Here is a 22652-nt window from a genome sequence, read left to right on the forward strand (position 1 = left end):
ACGCAATGCGAAACTGAATTCAGCCATTGCCCGCTATGCTGCCCGCCATGACCCGACGCTCTTCGACCGCCCTGTCCCTGCTGCCCTTGGCCACCACGCTGCTGATCGGTTGCGCCAATGCCCAGTCCCTCGACGCCCAGAACGCGCAGCTGAAGGCCGCGATCGCTGCCGCCGAACGCGGCCAGTTCGATCCCGGCCAGGCCGCCGCACTCAGCCGCCATCCGGCATACGGCTGGCTGGAGTACGCCAACCTGCGCCGCAACATCGACACCGTCGATACCGCGCAGGCGCAGGCCTTCCTCAAGCGCTATGACGGCCAAGCCGTGGCCAACACGTTCCGCAGCGTATGGCTGCCCTCGGTCGCGCGCCGCCAGGACTGGCCGACCCTGCTCGCCAACTGGGCGCCCACCGACAACGCCGGCCTGCGCTGTGCGCAGCTGACCGCGCGCCAGGTGACCGGCAAGGTTGATCCGCAGTGGATCAGCGAAGCGCAGGATCTGTGGCGCAAGAACGGCAAGTCGCTGCCGGACGGCTGTGATGCCGTTTTTGCCGTGCTGCAGGCACAGGGAGGTCTGAGCGACGCCCTGCGCTGGGAACGCATCGACGCTGCCGCCGACGCCCAGCAACCCGCTGTGATGCGCAGCGCCGCACGGGGCCTGCCTGCCACCGACCTGGCGCTGGCCAACAATTACGCCGCGTTTGTCGACAAGCCCAACGCCAGCGCGTTGAACTGGCCGCGCAACGAGCGCAGCCGGCGCATCGCCACCGATGGCCTGGCCAAGCTGGCCAAGGCCGATCCCGGCGCCACCGAACAGCAGCTGCCGCAGTACGCGCAGGCACTGGGCCTGAGTGCCGAGCAGCAGGGCCAGGTGCTGTACCAGATCGCACTGTGGACGGTCGCTTCCTATCTTCCGGATTCGGCGCGGCGCCTCAACGCGGTGCCGGAATCGGCGTACGACGAACGCCTGCACGAGTGGCGCGTGCGCGAAGCGATGTCGCGCGGTGACTGGCCGGCGGCGCTGACCGCGATCCGCAAGATGGGCAGCAAGCAGCGCAGTGACCCGCGCTGGCGCTACTTCGAAGGCCGCATGCTGGAGAAGACCGGCCAGGCCCAACAGGCGCAGCCGCTGTTCCGCGAGGCCGCGCGCGCACCGACCTTCCATGGTTTCCTCGCCGCCGACAAACTGCAGCAGGGCTACACGCTGTGCCCGTGGAAGCCGAACGACAGCACGCAGGCACAAGCGGTGATCGCGCGCGACCCAGCCATCCAGCGCGCGATGGCGCTGTACCAGATCGATCGCGCCGGCTGGGCCGTGGCCGAATGGAACAGCGCGCTGTCGCGCTTCGATGACACCCAGCGCCGCCTCGCCGTTCGCGTGGCGCAGGACAATGGCTGGTTCGACCGCGCCGTGTTCGCACTCGGCAAGCAGCCGCAGGAACAGCGCCTGTACGACCTGCGTTTCCCGCTGCACCACGACGCCACCATCCGCCGCGAATCGGCACGCAACGCGATCGATCCGGCCTGGGTGGCGGCAGAGATCCGCGCCGAGAGCACCTTCACCCCGCGCGCGCGCTCGCCTGCCAACGCCATGGGCCTGATGCAGGTGCTGCCGGCCACCGGTGCCGGCGTGGCCAAGTCGATCGGCCTGACCGGCTACGGCGGCGCCGACAGCCTGTACGACCCGGACACCAACATCGCCATCGGTACCGCCTATCTGCGCCAGCTGATGAACAAGTACGACGGTCTGCCGTACGTGACCATCGCCGCCTACAACGCCGGCCCGACCCCGACCGCGCGTTGGCAGGGCCAGCGCCCGGGTTATGACCCGGACCTGTGGATCGAGACCATCAGCTACAAGGAAACCCGCGAGTACGTCGCACGCGTGCTGGCCTTCAGCGTGATCTACGACTGGCGCCTCAATGGTGATGCGCTGCCTCTGAGCGACCGTCTGATGGGCCGCCTGGTGGACAAGCGCAAGAGCTTCAGCTGCGCCGCCAACGCTGACCAGGGCGGCGATTGATCGCACTGCGGTCGTGCCGGCCGCTGGCCGGCACGACCCGATCTCCACTTCCCGGGGAGGGGAAAGCGATGAGCCTGCTGGCCTGGATCGGGATATTCGCCGCCTGGAGCCTGTTCGCCACCTGGGTGCTGCGCTGGGGTGGCGCGGCCTGGATGGAAGGCTGGAAGTCGCTGGCCTTCGTCGACAGCTGGGGCAGCCTGTGGGACGAAGCGCAGATCAAGCTCTACTTCCTCTGCCTGTGGATCGTCTACGGCCTGTGGTTCCTGGCCGGCCTGTTCGTGCCGGAGTGGCGCGGCCTGCCGTGATGCATCTGCGTCGGTAGTGCCGGCCGCTGGCCGGCACCCCCTGGGCAAATAGCGGTTGCCGGCCAGCAGCTACCAGTGCATCTGCGCCGGGCATGCGATCATCCTCCCATGAAGATCTATCTTGTCGGCGGCGCCGTGCGCGACCGCCTGCTGCAACGCCCGGCCGGCGACCGTGACTGGGTCGTCGTCGGCGCCACGCCCCCGCAGATGGAAGCGCAGGGCTTTACTGCGGTGGGCCGCGATTTCCCGGTGTTCCTGCACCCGAAGACCGGCGAGGAGTACGCGCTGGCGCGCACCGAGCGCAAATCCGGCCGTGGCTATCGCGGCTTCGTGGTCGATGCCGATCCGGCGGTGACGCTGGAAGAGGACCTGCAGCGCCGCGACTTCACCATCAACGCGATCGCCTGCGATGAGGAGACCGGCACGCTGGTCGATCCTTACGGTGGCGTGCGCGATATTGAACAGCGCGTGCTGCGCCACATCGGTCCTGCGTTCGTGGAAGACCCGCTGCGCGTGCTGCGTGCGGCGCGCTTCATGGCGCGCTTCGCGCCACTGGGCTTCACCATCGCCGAAGAGACCATGGCGCTGATGCGCGAGGTCGCCGCCAGTGGCGAGCTGGACGCGCTGGTGCCGGAACGCGTCTGGCAGGAACTGCGCAAGGCGCTGGTCAGTGAACGGCCCTCCGCCTTCCTGCGCACGCTGCACGCTGCGCATGCGTTGGGCCCGATCCTGCCCGAGCTGGAAGCGCTGTATGGCGTGCCGCAGCGTGCCGAATTCCATCCGGAAGTCGACACCGGCATCCACCAGGAAATGGTCAGCGACATGGCCGCGAAACTGGCACCGGGTGATGACCTGGTCGGCTTCGCTGCCCTCACCCACGACCTCGGCAAGGGCCTGACCCCGCCGGAGGAATGGCCACGCCACATCATGCACGAGCAGCGCGGCATCAAACCGCTGAAGGCATTGTGCGCGAGGTTGAAGATTCCCACCGAGCACCAGCAACTGGCCGAAGCGGTCTGCCGCGAGCACTTGAACGTGCACCGCATCGACGAACTGCGCGATGCCACCGTGCTGGAACTGCTGGGTCGCTGCGATGCATTGCGCCGGCCGGAACGCGTGGCCCGCATCGCGCTGTGCTGCGAGGCCGACAAGCGCGGCCGGCTCGGTTTCGAGGACAGCGACTACCCGCAGGGCGAGACGCTCAAGCGCCTGCACCAGGCGGCGCTGTCAGTGCAGGCACGGGATCTGGATACCACGCATCTGAAGGGCCCGGCCATCGGCGAAGCACTGGCCAAGGCGCGGGTGAAAGCCATCGCCGCCGCCCGCTGAAGCCCGGGTAGTGCCGGCCGCTGGCCGGCACCTTCACATCGCCCGTCTATCGACGACGCTTGCGCGAGAAGTGGTCGACTGCATGAGCACCCAACAAGATAGGTTGCATCAAGAGGAAGAGCCAACCACCCAACCGGAGCGTCTCCACCGGATTGAACCGGGTGATGAACGCAGCTGCCAGTGCCAAACCCGCAAGAAGGCCGATCTCATAGACCCACAGCGATCGGTTAGAACGCTTGCCCACGATGCTCCTCTCCATTGAACAGGACGCACTTGCAAACCATCGCCGCCGTCCGGCATCACGGGTAGTGCCGGCCGCTGGCCGGCAACCAGACAATCCCTGGATTCAGTGCGCCATGCCGCGGGTGATCGCCGCTGCACGCTGCTTCAGCTGGGCCACGGCATCGGGAATCATCTCCATGCCCACGTCCAGGCCCGGGTTCAGCACCAGGCCGACGCCGTCGCCGATACCGGCCAACAGCGCATGCACCGCAATCGGCATGGCATGGGCGAACTGCGGCAGCTGCTCGTGCCACAGGCCAGCACGCTCGGGCGCGGTGAACACCGCGAACATCGCCTCGCCGCTCTCGCTGGTCAGCACCAGCGGCGAGATGCTCTCGTCCCAGGCGCCGTCTTCGCCAATGGCCTTGTCCAGCAGCACGAACGCCGTCGAGGTCAGCAGGCCGTCGAGGAACTGCGCTGCGGTCAGCGTGCCGTCCTGGGCCTGCAACAGGCGCACCTCGAGGTCGTTGAGGGGGTCGAACGGGGTGTCGTGGTCCATGGTCGCTTCCGGTACGTGATTGCAGGGCAGACTTTAACAGGCCCGGTCCTCAACCGAGGAATCCGTGCCGCCACAGCCAGCCCAACGCCGCCAGACCGGCCACCACCACCAGCATCAGCGGCAGGCCGAAGCGGTGCCGCCACGAGATCGGCACCCCACCCAGCTGCTGGTCCATGGTGTCGGTGTCCAGCACCCAGCCGTGCCCGCACCGGGTGCAGGCCAGCTCATAACGGCGGTGGTAAGTGAGGCCAAACAGCAGGTCGATGCGCGCCATCCTGTAGCGCAGCTGGGGCGCGAACTCGGTTTCCGTCTGGCAGCGCAGGCAGTGGTGGGCTTCGGTCGGGCCGACCACCACCACCCGCTCCTGCTGGCCGATCAGGATCATGGATCAGCGGCCCTGGCAGGCGGGTTGGGCCAGCAGCCAGGCTTGGGCGGCGGCCAAAGTGGCGGCATCACCCTCGATGCGCTGGTCGGGCTCGATCTTCAACCCATCACCACGATCATTGCGGTCGCGCATCACGGTGGTGGTCAACAACAGGCGGCTGCCATCGGCCAGTGTGCGCACGTTGTTGCCAGTCGAGACCCCTGCCGTCGGCTGGCCGAAGCTGCGCGTCTGCGCACGGCCACGCCACGCCAGCGCCGAGGCCTCGCCCGAACTGCCGGTACGCTGTCCGAACAGCACCGCCACCGGCGTGCCAGGCTGCCGCAGCACATAGCCGGTCTGGCCGAAGTCCAGCACCGGCTTGCCTGCACGCTGCACGGCGGTCGCGGTCAACGTCCAGCGCTCCGGCCCCTGTGCGGTTTCGAACGACCCCACATCTTCGTTGTTCACCACCGAGGTGCGCAGCAGCGGTGCCATGCCCAGCAGCATCGGCCACATGTTGCCACCGCTGTTGTCACGCAGGTCGACGATCCAGCCACAGCGCATGCCGTCGTCCTTGCTGCGGATGACCTGCTGCCACCGCGCGGCGCGCTGGATGTTCTGGCGGAACGCTTCCTGTGGCGTCGCGCCGGGCGTGGAGGCATATCCCTCGATGACCAACCAGCCGATGCGCGCATCCACCGCATCGGCGGCCTTGGCCCTTTCCACGGCGGCGGCGCCGACCTGCTGCGCGCGCAAGGGATTCGCTCTGGCGCTGGGTCGTCGTCCATACGCCATGATTGCCCGTGCTGACCGCAATGGCTTCGCGCAGAAACGCCAGCCGCTTCACGGGGTCACCCTGCACCGATTGCAGTCGTGTGCGGGTGCCAGGCCAGTCCACCCGGTCGCGATACAGCGCCTGCCGTTCAAGCAGGTTGAGGATCTCGGCCTCCGCCTCCGGCGAGGGCACCTCGATTGCCTTGGGCGTATCGGCCATGGCGTTGGCAGCCACCAGCGCGATCACCAGCGCACCAATGCGACGCACTCCCTTGCGAACCTGCATGTGACGTTTCCTTGTCGTTGAGGCAGGCGCACAGCATAGCCCGCAGGTGATGGCTTTCGCCATGCGCGGACTGTCGTATCTGGCCCCGCCGCGGATTGCAGCAAGACAGCTTGCACGCGATCAGTAGATTGCAACTTTGCCCATGTCATCGCCACGTAGAACGCCAGAAGGTTGCCTCCGTCGGCGCCTCCTGCGCTGGCCGGGATTGGCGTCCTGAATGAAGCTACTTGAAGTCGGGCTTGCGACCATGTCGCGGGCTCGAATAATGCACCGTCCGTCGTCCTGCGGCGGGCGGTGCGTGGGGATCCTTCCGATCCGCCGGCTTCGTTTCCTTTGGGTAGCTTCACCGGCACGCCAACCCGCACCGCCCGCCACCTTGCAACCCTGCAGGTGGCCCAGCCTTGTGAGGTTGCTGCCATGACCACGCTCTACCCCACCTACCCACGTCTGCATGTACTGCTCGGTGCCGCAATGCCCGGCCTGCAGCTCTCCAATGCCGCAGCCGAAGCGTTGGAAGATGCGCTCACAGAAGCCCATGAACACGCTCCGCCGCCGGCCTTCTTCGCCCGGTTGCACGGCATCGCGCAAAGCCACGCCGCCGATGGTCAGGTCTGGCGCGAACGGCAACTCAGCGATGTGCGTGGCCGGGAACTGGCGGAGGCGACGCGCTGCTTGGCAGCATTGCCTGCGTGCGGCGGGGTACTGCTGGCTGCACAGTCGGCGCGCGAGACGGACGATGCGCAGGCGCAGTGTCCGCCGCAGGTGGAGGAAGGCCTGCTGCACGCGGTGGTGGTGTTGGCCGATCATGCCAGCGCGCTGGTGGCGCCGGGTGCATGCGCGGGGTAATGGCACCGATGGATTCGTGTCGACAAAGGTCGACACCTACCAGAGCGGAGCATGGCGGTGACGGGATGAGTGCCGACCCAGGTCGGCACCTACCCAATCCTGCGGTGGTCACCAGTCCGCGCGCAGGCCGATGTTGCCTTCGATGATGCGGCGCTTCTCGTTGCGGTCGCCGCCCAACTCGCGCGTGTAGTCGGCCACGGCGTACGCACTGATGGTGCGGTTGAAGCGCCCGACCACACCTACGCCGGCTTCCAGTGCGCGCGAGCGCTGCGAATTGATGATCGTGTCGTTGTCGAAGCCGACGCGGTCCTCGCCGGAACGGCCATGCCAGTAATTGAGCTTGAAGTACGGTTGCCAGCCGTTGTCGGCCAACTGGTAATCGCCGGCCAGGCGTAGGCCGATGCGGCCGGTCCAGGCATTGTCGTTGTCGAAACGCACGCTCGATACTTCATCGCGACGGTCGTCCAGCGAGGTGCGCTGCCAGATCACCTGCACCTGCGGTTCCAGCCACCATGCGGACTGACCGAAGTGCAGCAGCGGCTTGCCGGCCTCCACCGACACGCTGGTGCCGTCGCCGCTCAGGCCGAAGCCGAGCCCGCGAGAGGAACGTACGCGGCCGTCGTAACGGCTCTGCATCGCCACGGCGTCGATGTACCCCCCGCTGCTGTCGGTGAACGTCCAGTACAGGCCCACGTGCTTGTCATCCAGGCGGTTCTGGCCCACCTGTACGTTCTCCCAGCCGAGTGCCAGGCCGGTGGTCTTGCCCTGCGCGCGGGTGCGGCCGACGAACACGCCGATCTGATTCCGATGGCTGTCATTGGCCGTGGCCCACACATCGAGGCCGGCCTGCAGGCCCATCACATCGCCATCGAAGCCCGGCTGCGCATCGCCCTTCCAATGGATCTCGCTGCTCTGCCCCACCAACCGGCCCCAGGCCGTGCGGAATGCGCCCTTGTTGTACAGCAGGCGCTGCTCGCCCTGCCGCTCATGGAACGTGCCGAGGCTGGCCAGCGAGGTCTCGCGCAGCAGCGGCGGCACCACGGCGTAGGTGGCGGTTTCCACGCGGTACAGCGGTACCACTGCGCCCTCGGCGGGGCGTGCACCCGGCGTCGGCGGCGCACCGGTTCCGGGCAGCGCTCCGCCAGCCACCGGCACGTCCGGCACCGCTGGATCACTGGGCGGCGCCACCGGCACGGGTTCCGGCGGCGGTGGTGGCGGCGCGGTCTCGCCTGCGGTCAGATCCGGATCGGTGGCGCCTTCGGGCGGCGGTGGCGGTGCCGGGGTGATCGGTGGTGGGGGTGCGACGGGTGGCGTCGGCGGCGGCGGCGCGCCATTGATACCGCTTCCGTTGGGCGCCGGTGCAGGCCCGGCCACCACGGTCGAGCGCAGGTACCAGTTCTCGCTGGTACCGGCACTGACACCGCCCTTGAACAGGAAGTACTCGTAGGCACCGGCCGCCACCGGTGCGAACAGCGAAAACGCGCCCGGCGCGGTGCGACCACCATTCAGGGCCTGCACCACCAGGATGCCATCGGCCAACGTGGCCGCTCCACTGCCTCCAGCGTTGATGACGCCGATGCCGGTCGTGCCGGTGGCGACACCGCCATCGATCACCAGTCGATCGCTGGTGGAATTGTCCGCACCCAGCACGGTACGCAGGTACAGGCCGCCACCGTCACCGCGGTAGTTGCCACGCACGGTGAACACGTCGCCAGCGCCGGCACCGGTCAGGTCGATGCGCCCGGCATTGACCATCTCCACCAGTGTGCCACTGTTGAACGGACGGACGGCATGGCCGCCACTGCCCGCGTAGACAGTGCTGGTGTCATCCACCGTGAGCGTGCCGGTGCCGGTTCCGCTGTCACCCAGCACCAGATCACCATCGAAGGTCAGCTCGGTGCTGTTGGCCAGGCTGATTGTCTCCCAGTTCTGGAAGCGTCCCACGCCCGCAGCCTTGACGTTGTTGAAGTTGAGCTGATCGATGCCACTGCCACCGTCGAACAGCGGCACTGCACCAAGGTTTCCCTGGTTGAGGTTGCTGAGGTTGGCCACGTCGTTGTCCGGCCCCATGTCGATCGCGCCGTAGACGATGCCGCCGCCGTTCCAGTTGAAGGTGTCGTTGCCGGTGCTGAGCAGTACCTGGCCGCGCACGGTGCCATCGGTGATGGTCACGCTGTCGGCACCACCACTGACACTGATGTTGCCGCCGATGTAGGCCGTACCCGAGATGATGATGGTGTCGGTGTCGAAGCCGGTGACCACGTTGCCCTCAACGATGCCGCCGGACTGATCCCACAGATTCTTGTCCAGCTTCATGTTGACGCGGCCGATGCGGCCAGCGGTCATCCAGGCCTGGTCGCCATCCTCGAACGCACCGACGATGCGGCCACCGCTCATGCGGAAGGTATCGATGTTGTCACCCTGCTGGAGGGCCCCGACGGTGCCGCCGGTCATGACGAAATCGTCGCGGCCGCTGCCCTGCACCACCACGCCGGTGACGGTGCCGCCGGTGACAGTCATCTGGTCATCGCCACCGCCCTGGTCGACGCTGTCGATCGTGCCGTCACTGAGCAGCAGCACATCGTTTCCATCGCCCTGCAGTACGCCTCCGGTGATGCTGCCGGCCTGCATCTCGAGGCGATCGTTGCCCGCATCGAACTGCACGCCGGTCTGACCACTGATCGTTCCCCGATTGACCAGCACGCTGTCACCTGCGCCGATGAACTGCAGGGCAATGTTGTTGCCGGTGCTGATGCTGCCGCGGTTGTCGACGCGGCTGCCGCCCCCAAGCTGCACGGCCGCACCGCCCACCGAACTGATCGTGCCCTGGTTTGACAGCAGGTGACCACCGGCACCGACCAGCACGAGGGCCGATCCACCACCACTCTGCTGCAACTGGGCACCATTGCCGACGTTGACGGTGACGCCAGCCGCGCCACTGGCGGTAACGGGAGTGGTCTGCGGATTCGGTGCGTTGGCATCACAGGTGACCGTCTGGCCGGCGGTCGGTGTCGAGTTGTTACAGCCGGCCCAGGCGACGCTGGCGGTCGTCAGAAGCAGGGAGGGAACGGCGAGGGCCTGCAACACGGAAACAGCAAGGCGGCGCGGGCGGAACGCACGCGGAACGGCACGGGACATGGGGCACTCCTGGACGGGAAATCAGGAACTGCGTATGTGCGGCACTGCGCTTGCAGTCTGCCGTGTGGTGAACCGTTTCGACAGGTGAACTTGCGTGCGGAGAATCACAGTTCAGATGTGAAATCGCCCGGTCCTCACGCCAATGTGACGTGGCTGAAATCGCTCATTTTTTCGGCACTTGGGAATCACGCGCAAAGCATCCACGCATGGCGTGGATCTACTGACCCTGCATCGCCAATCGATTCACTCATGGCACCTGGTAGATCCACGCCATGCGTGGATGCCGTTGGCGGATGGGGTCAGATCTTCAGATAGATCTTCCGCCGGTCCAGCCACCACGCCACGCCCCACCACAGCGCGACGAACGCCAGCGCCTGCAGCATCGACGCCAGCTCAAGCGACTGCGGCATCGCGGTGGCCAGCTGCTGCCAGAACCAGCCCCAGGCGCCGCTGGCCATCAGCACCACCGACATTATCGATGCACCCAGATACGCGGTGATCGCGTTGACACCGAAGCGCCGGCCCAGCGCCGGCCAACCCTTCTGGTCGATCAACACATGGCCCAGCCACAGCGCCAGCGCGGCCAGGCCGCCGGTCCACAGCACGTAGCTGGGTGTCCACAGCTGCTTGTTCAACGGCAGCACCACGGCCAGCAGCAGGCCCAGCGCGGCAGTCACCGCACCCAGCCCCGCCAGCGCCGCGGCACGCCCGCTGCGCAGCAGTCTTCCGGCCAACAGGCCAAGCACGGTACTGGCCAGCGCACCCAGCGTGCTCAGCAATCCTTCCGGGTCGTGGCCGAGTCCGGTATCGGCATGCCACTGGTAGATCCACGGTGCGAACAGCGTGGTATCCAGACGGCTGGCCGGGTTGGTCCATGGCGCCAGGTCACCGATGCCCAGCAGCAGCACCGTGTACCCCACCAGCAACGTGACCAGCACGCCCGCCTGCATGCGCGGCCGCGCATACACCGCCAGTACGCCCACCAGCGCCGCGCATACCGCGATCCGCTGCAGCACGCCCCAGATGCGGAAGTGAGGGGTATGCAGCGCCCACCAGATCAGCAGGTGCAGCAGCGCTCCAGCCAGCAGGATGCGCAGCGCGCGTTCCAGCACGCCGCGTGCCAATGCCGGTCGCGCCGACGCGTCCAGCGCGCGTGGCGCCACGCTGAAGGCCATCGACACGCCCACCAGGAACAGGAAGAACGGGAACACCAGGTCGGTGGGCGTGCAGCCATGCCATTCCGAATGACGCAGCGGCGCGAACACCGCGCTCCAGTCACCCGGGTTGTTGACCAGCAGCATTGCCGCCACGGTGATGCCGCGCAGGGCATCGATCGAGCCCAGGCGGCGCGGCGGCATACTTCCCTTCAAGGGATCGGCCATCAGGCGGCCTCGTATTGTCCGGCAATCCAGGTGCCACGCACCTGCAGGGCATCGTCCAGCAGCACCAGGTCGGCCTGGTAGCCCGCGGCGATGTGGCCCAGACGATCGTCAACGTTGAGGAACTGCGCCGGATAGGTCGAGGCCATGCGCGCGGCTTCGGCCAGTGGCTGGCCGAGCAGCTGCACGGTGTTGCGCACCGCGGTGGCCATGTCCAGCGCCGAGCCCGCCAGCGAACCGGCGGCATTGCGCACCACGCCGTCGATGGCGGTGATGGTTTCGCCGTACAGCACGTAACTGGGATCGTCGGCGCCAACCGGCGGCATCGCATCGGTGACCAGCAGCAGGCGACCACGCGGCTTGGCTGCCAGCGCCACGCGCAGGCTGGCCGGATGCACATGCACGCCATCGACGATGATGCCGATCCAGCTGTCGCGGTCTTCCAGCGCAGCGCCCACCGCGCCGGGCTCACGGCCCTGCAGCGGCGACATCGCGTTGTACAGGTGGGTGAAGCCACGCACGCCTGCATTCAGACCGGCGCGGATCTCTTCGTAGGTGCCTGCGGTATGCCCAGCGGCAACGATCACGCCGCGCTCGACCAGCGCGCGAATGGTCTCCAGCGGCACGCGTTCCGGTGCCAGCGTCAGCAGTGTCACACCGTTGTCCAGCGATGCGGCCAGAGCGATCTCTGCTTCGTCTGGCACACGGAACTTGCTGGCATCGTGCGTACCCTTGCGGGCCGGCGCGATGTACGGGCCTTCCAGATGGATGCCGATCACGCCCGGCACCCCCTGTGCGATTGCCTCGCGCAGCGCACCGATGGCCTCGCGCATCACGCCCACATCATCACTGATCAGCGTTGGCAGCATCGCGGTGGTACCGAAACGACGGTGCGCCTGCGCGATGGTGCGCAGTGCCGCCACGTCTGGCGTGTTGTTGAACAGCGCGCCGCCGCCACCATTGACCTGCACATCGATGAAACCGGGCAGCAGCCAGCCACCGCTCAGATCAACCTGCTCGGCGGCCTGGCCCAGCTGCGGCGCTGCATCGGGCAGCAGCGCGCTGATGCGGCCATGCTCGATCACGACCGCCAGATCGTCGCGGAACTCGTCGCCTGCCAGGATGCGGGCATTGCGCAGGACCGTGGCCATCACACCGTCTCCGTGACCTTGTTCAGGTGCGGCGGCAGATCCGGGTTGAAGCCACGACGCAGCGCCAGCGCGTTGATCGCGCGGTAGAAGCTCTGCACGGTCAGCAGCGGTGCGCACAGCGGATGCGGCGCGGCCGCTACCGGCAGGTTGCCACCGGCACCGGCCATCCACACCTGTGCACCGCGCGCGGTGAATTCCTCGACGACGGCACGGGTGCCGGCGCCGGTTTCATCAGGCTGCGCAAAGGCCAGCACCGGGAAACCGCGGTCGACCAGCGCCATCGGGCCATGCTTCACTTCAGCCGAGCTGTAGGCTTCGGCATGCAGGCTGCAGGTTTCCTTGAACTTCAATGCAGCTTCCTGCGCAGCGCCGAGGCCCAGGCCACGGCCGAGCACGAACAGGTTGGTCGCCTCGACCAGGCCCTCGGTCACCGGCGTCCAGTCGCACTGCCAGGCCTCGCGCATCGCGTCCGGCAGCAGGTCCAGCGCCGCACGCAGGCTTGCGTCCTGCTTCCAGTAGGCAGCCAGCTGCAGCAGCGCAGCCAGCGACGCCAGGTAGCTCTTGGTCGCCGCCACACTCTTCTCGGCACCGGCGTGCAGCGGAATGACCGTATCGGCCAGCTGCGCCAGCGGCGAATCCTCGACGTTGACCAGTGCGATCACGCGCGCGCCGGCAGCCTTGGCAGCTTCCGCGTTGCGCAGCAGGTCCGGGCTCTTGCCCGACTGCGAGATGACGATGAACAGCGCGCCACGCAGCTGCAGCGGTGCGGCATAGACCGAACCCACCGACGGCGAAGCCGATGCGACCACCAGGCCCAGCTGGGTTTCCAGCAGGTACTTGCCATAGGTGGCGGCATGGTCGGAGCTGCCGCGTGCGCAGGTGACCACGAACGGCGGCGGCGCGGCGCGCAGGCTGGCAGCCAGGGTTTCCATGGTGGCGTGGTTGCGCGAGAACTGGCGCGCGACCACGTCGGCCGCTTCAGCGGCTTCGGCGAACATCAGGGTGGACGTGGGGTCTGACAGCGACATGGCAGGCTCAGGCAGGATCGGAAGGAAGGGGGCGTGCGCCGGCCGGGCGCATCGGCGCGGTCGAGCCGCGCACCACCAGTTGTGGCACGAAGCCCTGGTTGTGCAGCGGTGCCGGCGCATCGTCGTAGGCGTCGCTGCGCAGCTGTGCGATCAGCAAGCGCGCGGCGTGGCGGGCGATGTCTTCGGTGGCCTGCTTGGCGGTGGTCAGCGGTGGCCACGACTGGCGCGAGAACGGGCTGTCCTCGAAACCGGCAATGGACAGGTCGTAGGGCACGTTCATGCCGGCCGACTTGGCAGCGGCCAGCACGCCGGCAGCGATTTCGTCGTTGGAACCGAAGATGGCGGTGGGCGGCTCGCGCAGCGCCAGCAGGCGGCGCGCGCCGCGGAAACCATCGTCGAAGGTGTAGTCGCCCTGCACCACCAGATGCTTGTCCACGGTCATGCCGTAGTCCTTCAGCGCGGCTTCGTAACCGGCATAGCGTTCGCCCGAGGAGCGGTGCGAGATGCCGCCCCAGAGGAAGCCGATGCGCTGGTGGCCCAGCTGGATCAGGTGCTCGGTGATCTCGTAGGCGGCCTCGCGGTCGTCGACGAATACGCAGGCACCATCGGCCGGGTCTTCGGTGGCCGCAATGATGCGCACCAGCTTGATGCCGCGCGCGGTCAGCGCCTGGATCAGGTCGCGGCGCTCGGACATCGGTGCGGTCAGCACCAACCCGGCCAGGCGCGAACGCTGCACCCAGTCGGCCAGCTCATCGGCCAGCAGCGGCGAGCTGGAATCGCAGGGATGGATCTGCAGGCCGAAACCGGTCTCGCGGCACGCGGCCAGCACGCCGTTCTGCACGCCGATGATGTGGTACGGGTTCGGGTTGTCGTAGACCAGCCCGATCACGAAGGTGGTGCCGCTGCGCAGGTTGCGCGCGGACGGATCGGGTTCGTAGTCGAGCTCGGCGATGGCACGCAGCACCCGCGCGCGGGTGGCCTGCATCACCGAGGGCTCGTTGTTGATCACGCGCGAGACCGTCTTCAGCGAGACCTTGGCTTTCTCCGCAACGTCCTTGATAGTCGCTCTGCGCATGGGTTTTCCCTGGGGTTGGCTGCCGTCCATCATCGCCGATCAGGCCTTGTCCTGCGGCAGGCCGGCGCGATGCCCGATCACCGAATAGAACAGGATGTACAGGTAGCACGGCACCATCAGCAGCACGAACACCAGCTGGAAGTCGATGTGCTGCTTGAGCACGGCGAACAGCTGCGGAATGATCGCGCCACCGGCGATGCCCATCACCAGCAGGGCCGAGCCGGTTTCGGTGAAGCGGCCCAGGCCACGGATCGCCAGCGGGAAGATGGCCGGCCACATCATGGCGTTGGCAAAGCCCAGCAGGGCCACGAAGGCTACCGACACATAGCCGTGGGTGGCCCAGGCGCCAAGACAGAACACCACGCCAAGCACCGCCGAAATGGTCAGGTAGCGCGACTGCGAGACAACCTTGGGGATCAGCAGCAGGCCGACCACGTAACCGACCAGCATTGCGCCCAGGGTAAGCGAGGTGAACATCTTGGTCTGGTCCAGCGGCAGGTCGAAGCCGTGGCCGTAGGTACCGATGGCATCGCCGGCCATCACCTCCACGCCCACGTAGACGAACAGGCACAGCACGCCCAGCCACAGATGCGGGAACTGGAAGATGCTGCGACGCTCGGCGGCACCGGCAGCCGCCGGCGTGGCGTTGGCTTCGGACGACTTGATTTCCGGCAGCGGCGAGAACAGCACCGCCACCGCCAGCACCACCAGCAGCGCAGCCATCGCCAGGTACGGGGTGTGGATCTTGGCGGCAAACTCGTTCAGCAGCGCGGCCTTTGTGACCGCATCTGCGGCCTGCACCTGTGCATCGAGGTCACCGATGCCGTGCAGCACCAGCGTGCCGATCAGCACCGGCGCCAGCATGCCGGCGATCTTGTTGCAGATGCCCATCAGCGCGATGCGGCGTGCCGCCGTCTCGATCGGGCCGAGGATGGAGATGTAGGGGTTGATCGCGGTCTGCAGCAGCGCCAGGCCGCTACCGATCACGAACAGGCCGCCGAGCGCCCCCGGATACCAGCGCTGGGTGGCGAATTCACCGAACAACGCAGCACCACCGGCCATCACCAGCAGGCTCAGGCTGAGGCCCTTCTTCATGCCGGTGCGGCGCAGGATCCACGACGCCGGCAGGGCCAGGAAGAAGTAGGACAGGTAGAACACCATCAGCACCAGGAAGGCGCCGACCTCGCTGAGTTCGAAGGCGAGCTTGACGAAGGTGATCAGCGGGCCGTTGAGCCAGGTGAAGAAGCCGATCAGGAAGAACAACACGCCAACGATGGCGATGGAAGTGGCCACGTTCGGGCGCGCGCTTGCAGCGGGGACGGCGGACATCAGGAGGGCTCCTGCGGCGACGGCCGCAGAACGCGGCGTCGGAGAGTGGCTGGGAACAACGTTGTCACATTCTTTCGATGGACAGCTGCGGTTTGTCAACTTCCACACGCAGCCCTGTGAACCTCGTGCTGCACTGCGCAACCCGATCGCAACGCATCGTGCTGAATGCGCCGAAGGCCTTGGCCCATGTGCGGCAACGGTTCCCACGTGAAACCTGCACTCACGCCATGTAAACGTTTACTGCATGTCGCATTCGTTGCGATGCAGCAACGAAAGTGTCACGAACTCGTTGACATCGTTGTCAGCGGGGTTACAGACTCCGCCCCAATCGCCGCCCCCGATCCCGGGTCCGGCCCCACCTGCAGCAGGAGCCCGCGTGACCGCCAGCCACCCCGCCCCGGCCCATGTCCTGTCCCGAGTCGCGCCGACGTTCCTGGCCGCCGACGTCGGTGGCACCCATGTGCGCGTGGCCCGGGTCCAGGCCAGCGGTGATGCCGCCCATCCGGTGCAGGTGCTGGAGTACCGCAAGTACCGCAACGCCGACCATGCCGGCCTCAGCGCGATCCTGTCCGACTTCCTCGGCGAAGGCCCGCGGCCCACGCATTGCGTGGTCGCCAGTGCCGGCTACGCCCGCGAGGACGGCACGGTGATCACCGCCAACCTGCCGTGGCCGCTGTCGGCGCGCCAGGTGGAAGCCGACGTCGGCCTGCAGCGGGTCTACATCGTCAACGACTTCGAAGCCGTGGCCTACGCCGCTGCGCAGGTTGACGCCAGTGGCGTGCTGCACCTGTGCGGACCGGAAACCGCCGCCCGCGGCCCGACCCTGGTGGTCGGCCCCGGCACCGGCCTCGGCGCCGCGCTGTGGATCCCCACCGCGCACGGCCCGGTGGTGCTCCCGACCGAAGCCGGGCAACCGACCCTGGCCGCCAGCACCGAACTGGAAATGGCCATCGTCCGCCACATGCAGCGCGACCGCGCGCACGTGTCGATCGAACACGCGATCTCCGGCCCGGGCCTGATGAACCTGTACCGCGCGGTGTGCGCACTGCAGGGCCAGGCGCCGACCCTGGCCAGCCCCGACGCGGTTACCGCTGCGGCCATGGCCGACAGCGATGCACATGCGCGCCAGGCGCTGGATGTGTTCTGCGGCCTGCTCGGCAGCACCATCGGCGACATGGCGCTGTTCTACGGCGCCCACGGTGGCGTCTACCTGGCCGGCGGCATCCTGCCGCAGATCCGTGAATACCTGCACGCCAGCACCTTCGTCGAACGCTACCTGCAGAAGGGACCGATGGGCGAAGCGCTGGCACGCATCCCGGTGAAGGTCGTCGAGCACGGCCAGCTGGGCGTGGTCGGCGCTGCCAGCTGGTACCTGCAGCAGTCGGCCGCCTGACACCGCAACAGGCTTCAACGCAATCGCAGCACGCAGTACGTGGCACGCCAACGCACGGGACTTCGCCGCCGCCCCGCGCATGTCATCGCAACCGTAATCGAACACCGCCGCCGGCATCCAATCGAGTGATGAGGAGAGACATCATGAACACCCGCAAGACCCTGCTTTCGGCCGCCATCGTCAGCTGCCTCGCCTTCAGCGCGCACGCGCAGCAGGCCACCCAGACCGCCACCGACCTGGATACCGTGCAGGTCACCGGCATCCGTGGTTCGATGGAAAAATCGCTGGACACCAAGCGCGAAGCCAATGCGCGCGTGGAAGTGGTCACCGCCGAAGACGTGGGCAAGCTGCCCGCGCACAACGTCGCCGACACCCTGCAGCGCCTGCCGGGTGTGAACATCAGCTCGTCCAGCGCCGACGAAGGCGGCTTCGACGAAGCCGACCGTGTCAGCCTGCGCGGCACCAGCCCGAGCCTGACCCAGACCCTGATCAACGGCCATACCGTCGGCTCGGCCGACTGGTTCGTGCTCAGCCAGGGCAACAACGTCGGCCGCAGCGTCAGCTACTCGCTGCTGCCGTCGGAACTGGTCAGCTCGGTGGAAGTGAACAAGTCCTCGCAGGCCAAGCTGCAGGACGGCGGCACCACCGGTACCGTCAACATCATCACCCGCAAGCCGCTGGAATTCTCCAAGCAGTTCACCGCGGAAGGCTCGATCGGCGCGGTGCGCTCGGACCAGGCCAAGTCGAACGACCCCCAGCTGTCGGCACTGTTCAACTACAAGAACGACGAAGGCAACTTCGGCGTGATGGTGCAGGCCTTCAGCCAGAAGCGCGAGCTGCGCCGCGAAGCGCAGGAAATCCCGGGCGGTTTCTTCCAGATCGATCCGAATGGCACCGTGGCCAAGTCCAACCCGGACCTGGCCGGCGTCTATGCCCCGGGCCTGCTCGGCTCGACCCTGTTCGAACAGACCCGCGAGCGCAAGGGCGGCCTAGTGTCGCTGCAGTTCAAGCCGATGGACAACCTGACCCTGGGCCTGGAAGGCTTCAGCTCGGAACTGAAGGCGAACAACTACAACCGCAACTTCATGCTGTGGGGTGGCCGCATCCTCAATGACCGCACCGTTGAAGATGCCAATGGCAACAAGATCCTGATTCCGGGCCAGGCCCCGAATCCGGGTTACGTCATCAAGGATGGCGTGCTGTCCAACGCCACCTTCGCCGGCCAGGCCGACCGCGACTACGCGGTGTACGACATGATCTACCGCGAGTCGAAGGCCAAGACCAACTACATCACCTTCGATGCCGACTGGCAGATCAGCGACAACCTGGGCATGAAATTCCAGGCTGGCAGCACCAAGGGCACCGGCGAAACGCCGCGCCAGTACATCGCCGAAGTCAACCTGGCCCGTGGTGGCGGCGCCACCTGGGCGACCCACGGCAACGGCTCGCCGATCGACTGGAACGTCGGGGGCAACATCGGCCCGAGCGGCGTGACCGACTTCGGCACCTGGGGCAACCAGCAGGTCACCGCGATCGACAAGGAAAAGTGGGCCACGCTCGATTTCAACCAGTACTTCGCCGACGCTGGCGTACTGAACTCGATTGATTTCGGCGCCCGCTTCGGCGACCACAAGCGCGAGGCCAAGTCGCCGGAAGGCGCAACCCCGGGCGCGATCTGGAATGCGCTGAAGAACGGCGCCACCGCCAACTTCCCCGGTGGCTTCGCCAACGGCATCGGTGGCAGCTTCCCGCGTGACCTGTGGTACTTCACCCCGGGCGCACTGAAGGAAGCAGTGACCAACAACTCCACCTGGCTGTCCGGCAATGACGGCCCGACCGGCCGCCACAACTACGGCGCCGAGTGGACGGTGTCCGAGAAGAACTTCGCTGCCTACGTACAGGGCAACTTCAGCGGCGACCGCTGGAGCGGCAACGTCGGCCTGCGCTACGTCAACATCAAGCAGGATATCGATACCTACGCCGCCGCCACCGGTTCGACCGTGCCGGACGTGAGCAGCCTGTTCGGCGCGTGGACCCGCGAAGCATTCGAGAACAAGCACAACCGTGTGCTGCCGAGCGCCAACTTCAAGTACGACCTGCGTGACGACCTGGTACTGCGCGTGGCTGCGTCGCAGACGCAGACTCTGCCGGACTTCTCGGCCCTGGGCGCTTCATCCTACGGTTCGGACCTGAACCGTACCGGCGGTGGCGGCAATCCGAAGTTGAAGCCGGTGGTGTCGACCAACTTCGACGCCAACCTGGAGTGGTACTTCATGCCGCGCGGCATGTTGTCGATCGGTGCCTACTCGATGCGCCTGAAGGACTACGTCGCCTTCAGCACCGAGAAGGAAATGCTGTTCAGCGAGCTGACCAACCGTCTCGAGGAATACAACATCTCCCGCCCGCGCAATGCCGACGGCAAGGTGCGCGGTATCGAAGTGGCCTATGAGCAGCCGATCGGCGAGTACTTCGGTGTCAATGCCAACTACACCTACGCCGATGGCAGCACCGACCACACCTGGGCCGATGGCAGCGACAACCTGCTGGGTACTTCGAAGAACACCTACAACGTCGGTGCCTACTTCGAGAACGATACCTTCGGTGCACGCGTCAGCTACACCCGCCGTTCGTCGTTCCTGATCGGCCTGTCCGGCGCCAACCCGTACTACCAGGATGACTTCGGCACCCTGTCGGCATCGCTGAGCTACAAGGCCACCGACTGGCTGAGCATCAGCTTCGATGCGCTCAACCTCAACAACCCGACCTACAAGTACTACCAGACCGCGGCCATCCCGACCTCGTTCTACAGCAACGGCCGCCAGTACTACCTCAACTTCCGCTTCAAGTACTGATCCAGCGGCGGCAACATCGCCGAGTCGTGCACGCACGCCGGGCCTGGGTCATTCCGGGCCCGGCGTTTTTCATGTATAGCGTTCATCGCACCGTTCCAAGGAGTCGTTCCGATGGTCAAGCCTTCCCGCGCCCGGATGCGCAGCGCAGTGCTGCTGGGCAGCCTGCTCGCCCTGCTGCCGGCACTGCCGGCGCTTGCCGCCGATCCCACGCCTGCCGCTGAAGCACCCGGCCCGCAGCTGCGCGCCGGCAGCCTGATGCTGATTCCCGCCCCCAGCAATGTGCAGGCCGGCCAGGGCAGCGGCATCACCGTTCGCGCCGACACCGTGCTGCAGGCCGAAGGCGAAGTCGCGCAGCGCGTCGCCGCCCAGTTCGCCGACCTGCTGGCCCGCAGTGGTGGCCCGCGCCTGGTCCTGGCCAAGGGCAAGGCTGCAGCCAAGACCGGCAGCATCCGCTTCCAGATCGTGCCCACCTTCCGCGACAGCGGCGAAAGCTACACGCTGGAGAGCACCGCGCAGGGCGTGCTGATCCAGGCCGGCAACGAAACCGGCCTGTTCTATGGCGCGACCACCCTCGCCCAGCTCGCCACCGGCGGCAGCAACGGGGTGCTGCCAGCGGTGCAGATCCAGGATGCGCCGCGCTTCAGCTGGCGCGGCTTCATGCTCGACTCGGCACGGCATTTCCAGAGCCTGGACGAGATCAAGCGCGTGCTCGACGCAATGGCTGCGCACAAGCTCAACACCTTCCACTGGCACCTTACCGATGACCAGGGCTGGCGCATGGAGATCAAGCGCTACCCGAAGCTGACCGAAGTGGGCAGCTGCCGCCTCCCGGCCGGCGATGGCGGCATCGATCCGGTCAGCGGCCAGGAGCATCCGTACTGCGGCTTCTACACGCAGGACCAGATCCGCGAAGTGATCGCCTATGCCGCGAAGCTGCATATCCAGGTGATCCCGGAAATCGATGTCCCGGGCCACGCGACTGCCGCGATTGCTGCGTATCCGGAGCTGGGCACCATCGATACGCCGTTGAAGCCGATCAGCGAATGGGGCGTGTTCCCCAACCTGTTCAACACTGAAGACAGCACCGTCACCTTCCTGGAAAACGTGCTGGAAGAAGTGATCGACCTGTTCCCGGCCAAGTACGTGCACGTCGGTGGCGACGAGGCGGTGAAGGACCAGTGGGAAGCGTCGAAGCAGGTGCAGCAGCGCATGCGTGCGCTGGGCATCAAGGATGAAATGGCCATGCAGAGCCACATCATCAAGCGCCTGGAGACCTTCCTGGAGGAGCACGACCGGCGCCTGATCGGCTGGGATGAGATCCTCGAAGGCGGGCTGCCGCCGCAGGCCACGGTGATGTCCTGGCAGGGCACCGAAGGCGGCCTGGCTGCGGCCAGCGCCGGCCATGACGTGATCATGTCGCCGGTCGGCTACCTCTATCTGGATTACCTGCAGACGGCCTCGCCGAACGAACCGCCCGGCCGCCCGACCCAGGTCAACCTCGGCAAGCTGTACAACTTCGAGCCGGTGCCGGCCGAGCTGGCCGCTGACAAGCGCGGGCACATCCTCGGCCTGCAGGCCAACATGTTCACCGAGCACACGCGCAGCTACGCACGCCTGCAGCACAACCTGTTCCCACGCCTGGCCGCCGTGGCCGAGACCGGCTGGAGCACGCCGGAACATCGCGATTTCCGCGATTTCCTCGCGCGCCTGCCGTCCCAGCTGCAGCGCTACCGTGCCTGGGGCCTGGCCTATGCGCAGACTCCGTTCGAAGTGGGCGTGGACTACACCGACAATCGCGCGGACAACACGGTGACGGTGTCGCTGGCCAATCCGCTGGGCTATGAAGTGCGCTACAGCACCGATGGCCAGCCGGTGAGCGCGCAGTCACCGCTGTACCAGCAGCCGCTGACCGGAAAACTGCCAACCACCGTGCAGGCTGCCGCGTTCTACCAGGGCCAGATGCTGGCGGCGAAACCGACCATTGCCACCTTCACCGCACAGTCGCTGCTCAGCCGCCGCAGCGATGAGCTGCTCAGCTGCGTGGGCAAGAAGGGCCTGGTGCTGCGCCTGGAAGACGATGGCCCCCGCGAAGGCAACCGTGCGGTGTTCATCGTGGACATCTTCCAGCCGTGCTGGCGCTGGCCGCAGGCACAGCTGGACGGCATCGGCAGCCTGGAGGTCCGCGCGGGGCGTATTCCGTACTACTTCCAGCTTGCCCACGACGAGCCCAAGCGTCGCTTCGAGAAGGCCAAGCGCGCGCATGGCGAGATGCAGGTGCGTCGCGGCGACTGCAGCGGCAAGGTGCTGGCTGAGGTACCGCTGCCGGCCAAGCCCGATGCCGATGGCTTCCTGACCCTGCGTGCGACGCTGCCGAAGGGCACCCAGGGTAACGGCGACCTGTGCATCAACTTCACCGGCGACACGCGCCCGGCGATGTGGGTGCTGGATGAGGTCACGCTGGGGAAATGACGGCAGGTCTGTCCTGGTGGGTGCCGACCCTGGTCGGCACCCCGGGCAGTTCATCCACGCATGGCCACGCACGGCGTGGATCTACGGATTCCATCCGCGCATGGCGTGGATCTACAGGTGGGTGCCAACCTT

The 22652-nt window shown here is 66.9% G+C and carries 16 protein-coding genes and 1 pseudogene; 7 read left to right on the forward strand and 10 right to left on the reverse strand.

Annotated elements, in window-relative coordinates:
* Nucleotides 1-35: 35 nt before the first annotated feature.
* The 3 genes from ACZK45_RS18435 (at nt 36) to ACZK45_RS18445 (ending at nt 3655) form a co-directional block, all read left to right on the forward strand.
* Nucleotides 36-2021 carry a transglycosylase SLT domain-containing protein gene (locus ACZK45_RS18435; protein ID WP_478445898.1) on the forward strand — a complete coding sequence of 662 codons (1986 nt, stop codon included), beginning with the start codon at nt 36-38 and terminating at the stop codon, nt 2019-2021.
* Between the two features lie 68 nt (nt 2022-2089).
* On the forward strand, nt 2090-2326 hold the full coding sequence (locus ACZK45_RS18440) for a hypothetical protein (RefSeq protein ID WP_049429401.1): 237 nt from the start codon (nt 2090-2092) through the stop codon (nt 2324-2326).
* 108 nt (nt 2327-2434) lie between these two features.
* Nucleotides 2435-3655, forward strand: a complete 1221-nt coding sequence (locus ACZK45_RS18445) for a multifunctional CCA addition/repair protein (protein ID WP_478445049.1) — start codon at nt 2435-2437, stop codon at nt 3653-3655.
* Nucleotides 3656-3701: 46 nt separating this feature from the next.
* On the opposite strand, the gene ACZK45_RS18450 is transcribed toward ACZK45_RS18445, so the two are convergent.
* The 4 genes and pseudogenes from ACZK45_RS18450 to ACZK45_RS18465 form a co-directional block, all read right to left on the reverse strand.
* Nucleotides 3702-3899: a hypothetical protein gene (locus ACZK45_RS18450; protein WP_125895627.1), complete on the reverse strand. Its 198-nt coding sequence runs from the start codon at nt 3897-3899 to the stop codon at nt 3702-3704.
* A 102-nt stretch (nt 3900-4001) separates the two neighbouring features.
* Complete coding sequence (locus ACZK45_RS18455) at nt 4002-4436, reverse strand: SseB family protein (RefSeq protein WP_125895628.1); 435 nt, start codon at nt 4434-4436, stop codon at nt 4002-4004.
* A 49-nt stretch (nt 4437-4485) separates the two neighbouring features.
* Nucleotides 4486-4821, reverse strand: coding sequence for a hypothetical protein (locus tag ACZK45_RS18460; protein ID WP_478445050.1), 336 nt, complete (start codon nt 4819-4821; stop codon nt 4486-4488).
* 3 nt (nt 4822-4824) lie between these two features.
* A pseudogene (locus ACZK45_RS18465) lies at nt 4825-5860 on the reverse strand (S41 family peptidase).
* Nucleotides 5861-6277: 417 nt separating this feature from the next.
* Here ACZK45_RS18465 and ACZK45_RS18470 point away from each other — a divergent pair.
* A complete protein-coding gene (locus ACZK45_RS18470; RefSeq protein WP_478445051.1) occupies nt 6278-6706 on the forward strand; it encodes a hypothetical protein in 429 nt (142 codons plus the stop codon).
* Between the two features lie 108 nt (nt 6707-6814).
* Here ACZK45_RS18470 and ACZK45_RS18475 read toward each other — a convergent pair whose 3' ends face one another.
* The 6 genes from ACZK45_RS18475 to ACZK45_RS18500 form a co-directional block, all read right to left on the reverse strand.
* Complete coding sequence (locus tag ACZK45_RS18475) at nt 6815-9844, reverse strand: autotransporter family protein (RefSeq protein ID WP_478445052.1); 3030 nt, start codon at nt 9842-9844, stop codon at nt 6815-6817.
* Nucleotides 9845-10143: 299 nt separating this feature from the next.
* Nucleotides 10144-11226, reverse strand: coding sequence for an acyltransferase family protein (locus tag ACZK45_RS18480; RefSeq protein ID WP_478445053.1), 1083 nt, complete (start codon nt 11224-11226; stop codon nt 10144-10146).
* Nucleotides 11226-12374 carry an N-acetylglucosamine-6-phosphate deacetylase gene (gene nagA / locus ACZK45_RS18485; RefSeq protein ID WP_478445054.1) on the reverse strand — a complete coding sequence of 383 codons (1149 nt, stop codon included), beginning with the start codon at nt 12372-12374 and terminating at the stop codon, nt 11226-11228. The genes ACZK45_RS18480 and nagA overlap by 1 nt, the downstream gene beginning before the upstream one ends.
* Nucleotides 12374-13402, reverse strand: a complete 1029-nt coding sequence (locus ACZK45_RS18490) for an SIS domain-containing protein (protein ID WP_049400482.1) — start codon at nt 13400-13402, stop codon at nt 12374-12376. Before ACZK45_RS18490 ends, nagA begins: the two co-directional genes overlap by 1 nt.
* A gap of 7 nt (nt 13403-13409) precedes the next feature.
* The gene (locus ACZK45_RS18495) at nt 13410-14477 is read right to left on the reverse strand and encodes a LacI family DNA-binding transcriptional regulator (protein ID WP_006391719.1); all 1068 of its coding nucleotides are present in this window, start codon (nt 14475-14477) and stop codon (nt 13410-13412) included.
* A gap of 39 nt (nt 14478-14516) precedes the next feature.
* Nucleotides 14517-15806 carry a sugar MFS transporter gene (locus ACZK45_RS18500; protein WP_106469126.1) on the reverse strand — a complete coding sequence of 430 codons (1290 nt, stop codon included), beginning with the start codon at nt 15804-15806 and terminating at the stop codon, nt 14517-14519.
* 376 nt (nt 15807-16182) lie between these two features.
* Between ACZK45_RS18500 and ACZK45_RS18505 the strand changes: the two genes are divergently transcribed.
* The 3 genes from ACZK45_RS18505 (at nt 16183) to ACZK45_RS18515 (ending at nt 22520) form a co-directional block, all read left to right on the forward strand.
* The gene (locus tag ACZK45_RS18505; protein WP_032130422.1) at nt 16183-17199 is read left to right on the forward strand and encodes a glucokinase family protein; all 1017 of its coding nucleotides are present in this window, start codon (nt 16183-16185) and stop codon (nt 17197-17199) included.
* A gap of 143 nt (nt 17200-17342) precedes the next feature.
* Nucleotides 17343-20051: a TonB-dependent receptor gene (locus ACZK45_RS18510; protein WP_478445055.1), complete on the forward strand. Its 2709-nt coding sequence runs from the start codon at nt 17343-17345 to the stop codon at nt 20049-20051.
* Nucleotides 20052-20162: 111 nt separating this feature from the next.
* Entirely contained in the window at nt 20163-22520 is a 2358-nt protein-coding gene (locus ACZK45_RS18515) for a beta-N-acetylhexosaminidase (RefSeq protein ID WP_478445056.1), read from the forward strand.
* Nucleotides 22521-22652: the final 132 nt, after the last annotated feature.

This window comes from Stenotrophomonas sp. 63632_Sma (assembly GCF_056482875.1).

Excerpts from the sequence above, each read along its gene's own strand:
- ACZK45_RS18515 (WP_478445056.1), top strand. The coding sequence starts at position 20,163 with ATGGTCAAGCCTTCCCGCGCCCGGATGCGCAGCGCAGTGCTGCTGGGC.
- ACZK45_RS18510 (WP_478445055.1), top strand. The coding sequence starts at position 17,343 with ATGAACACCCGCAAGACCCTGCTTTCGGCCGCCATCGTCAGCTGCCTC.
- ACZK45_RS18480 (WP_478445053.1), bottom strand. The coding sequence starts at position 11,226 with ATGGCCGATCCCTTGAAGGGAAGTATGCCGCCGCGCCGCCTGGGCTCG.
- ACZK45_RS18470 (WP_478445051.1), top strand. The coding sequence starts at position 6,278 with ATGACCACGCTCTACCCCACCTACCCACGTCTGCATGTACTGCTCGGT.
- ACZK45_RS18455 (WP_125895628.1), bottom strand. The coding sequence starts at position 4,436 with ATGGACCACGACACCCCGTTCGACCCCCTCAACGACCTCGAGGTGCGC.
- ACZK45_RS18475 (WP_478445052.1), bottom strand. The coding sequence starts at position 9,844 with ATGTCCCGTGCCGTTCCGCGTGCGTTCCGCCCGCGCCGCCTTGCTGTT.
- ACZK45_RS18435 (WP_478445898.1), top strand. The coding sequence starts at position 36 with ATGCTGCCCGCCATGACCCGACGCTCTTCGACCGCCCTGTCCCTGCTG.
- ACZK45_RS18495 (WP_006391719.1), bottom strand. The coding sequence starts at position 14,477 with ATGCGCAGAGCGACTATCAAGGACGTTGCGGAGAAAGCCAAGGTCTCG.
- ACZK45_RS18445 (WP_478445049.1), top strand. The coding sequence starts at position 2,435 with ATGAAGATCTATCTTGTCGGCGGCGCCGTGCGCGACCGCCTGCTGCAA.
- nagA (WP_478445054.1), bottom strand. The coding sequence starts at position 12,374 with ATGGCCACGGTCCTGCGCAATGCCCGCATCCTGGCAGGCGACGAGTTC.
- ACZK45_RS18500 (WP_106469126.1), bottom strand. The coding sequence starts at position 15,806 with ATGTCCGCCGTCCCCGCTGCAAGCGCGCGCCCGAACGTGGCCACTTCC.
- ACZK45_RS18460 (WP_478445050.1), bottom strand. The coding sequence starts at position 4,821 with ATGATCCTGATCGGCCAGCAGGAGCGGGTGGTGGTGGTCGGCCCGACC.
- ACZK45_RS18440 (WP_049429401.1), top strand. The coding sequence starts at position 2,090 with ATGAGCCTGCTGGCCTGGATCGGGATATTCGCCGCCTGGAGCCTGTTC.
- ACZK45_RS18490 (WP_049400482.1), bottom strand. The coding sequence starts at position 13,402 with ATGTCGCTGTCAGACCCCACGTCCACCCTGATGTTCGCCGAAGCCGCT.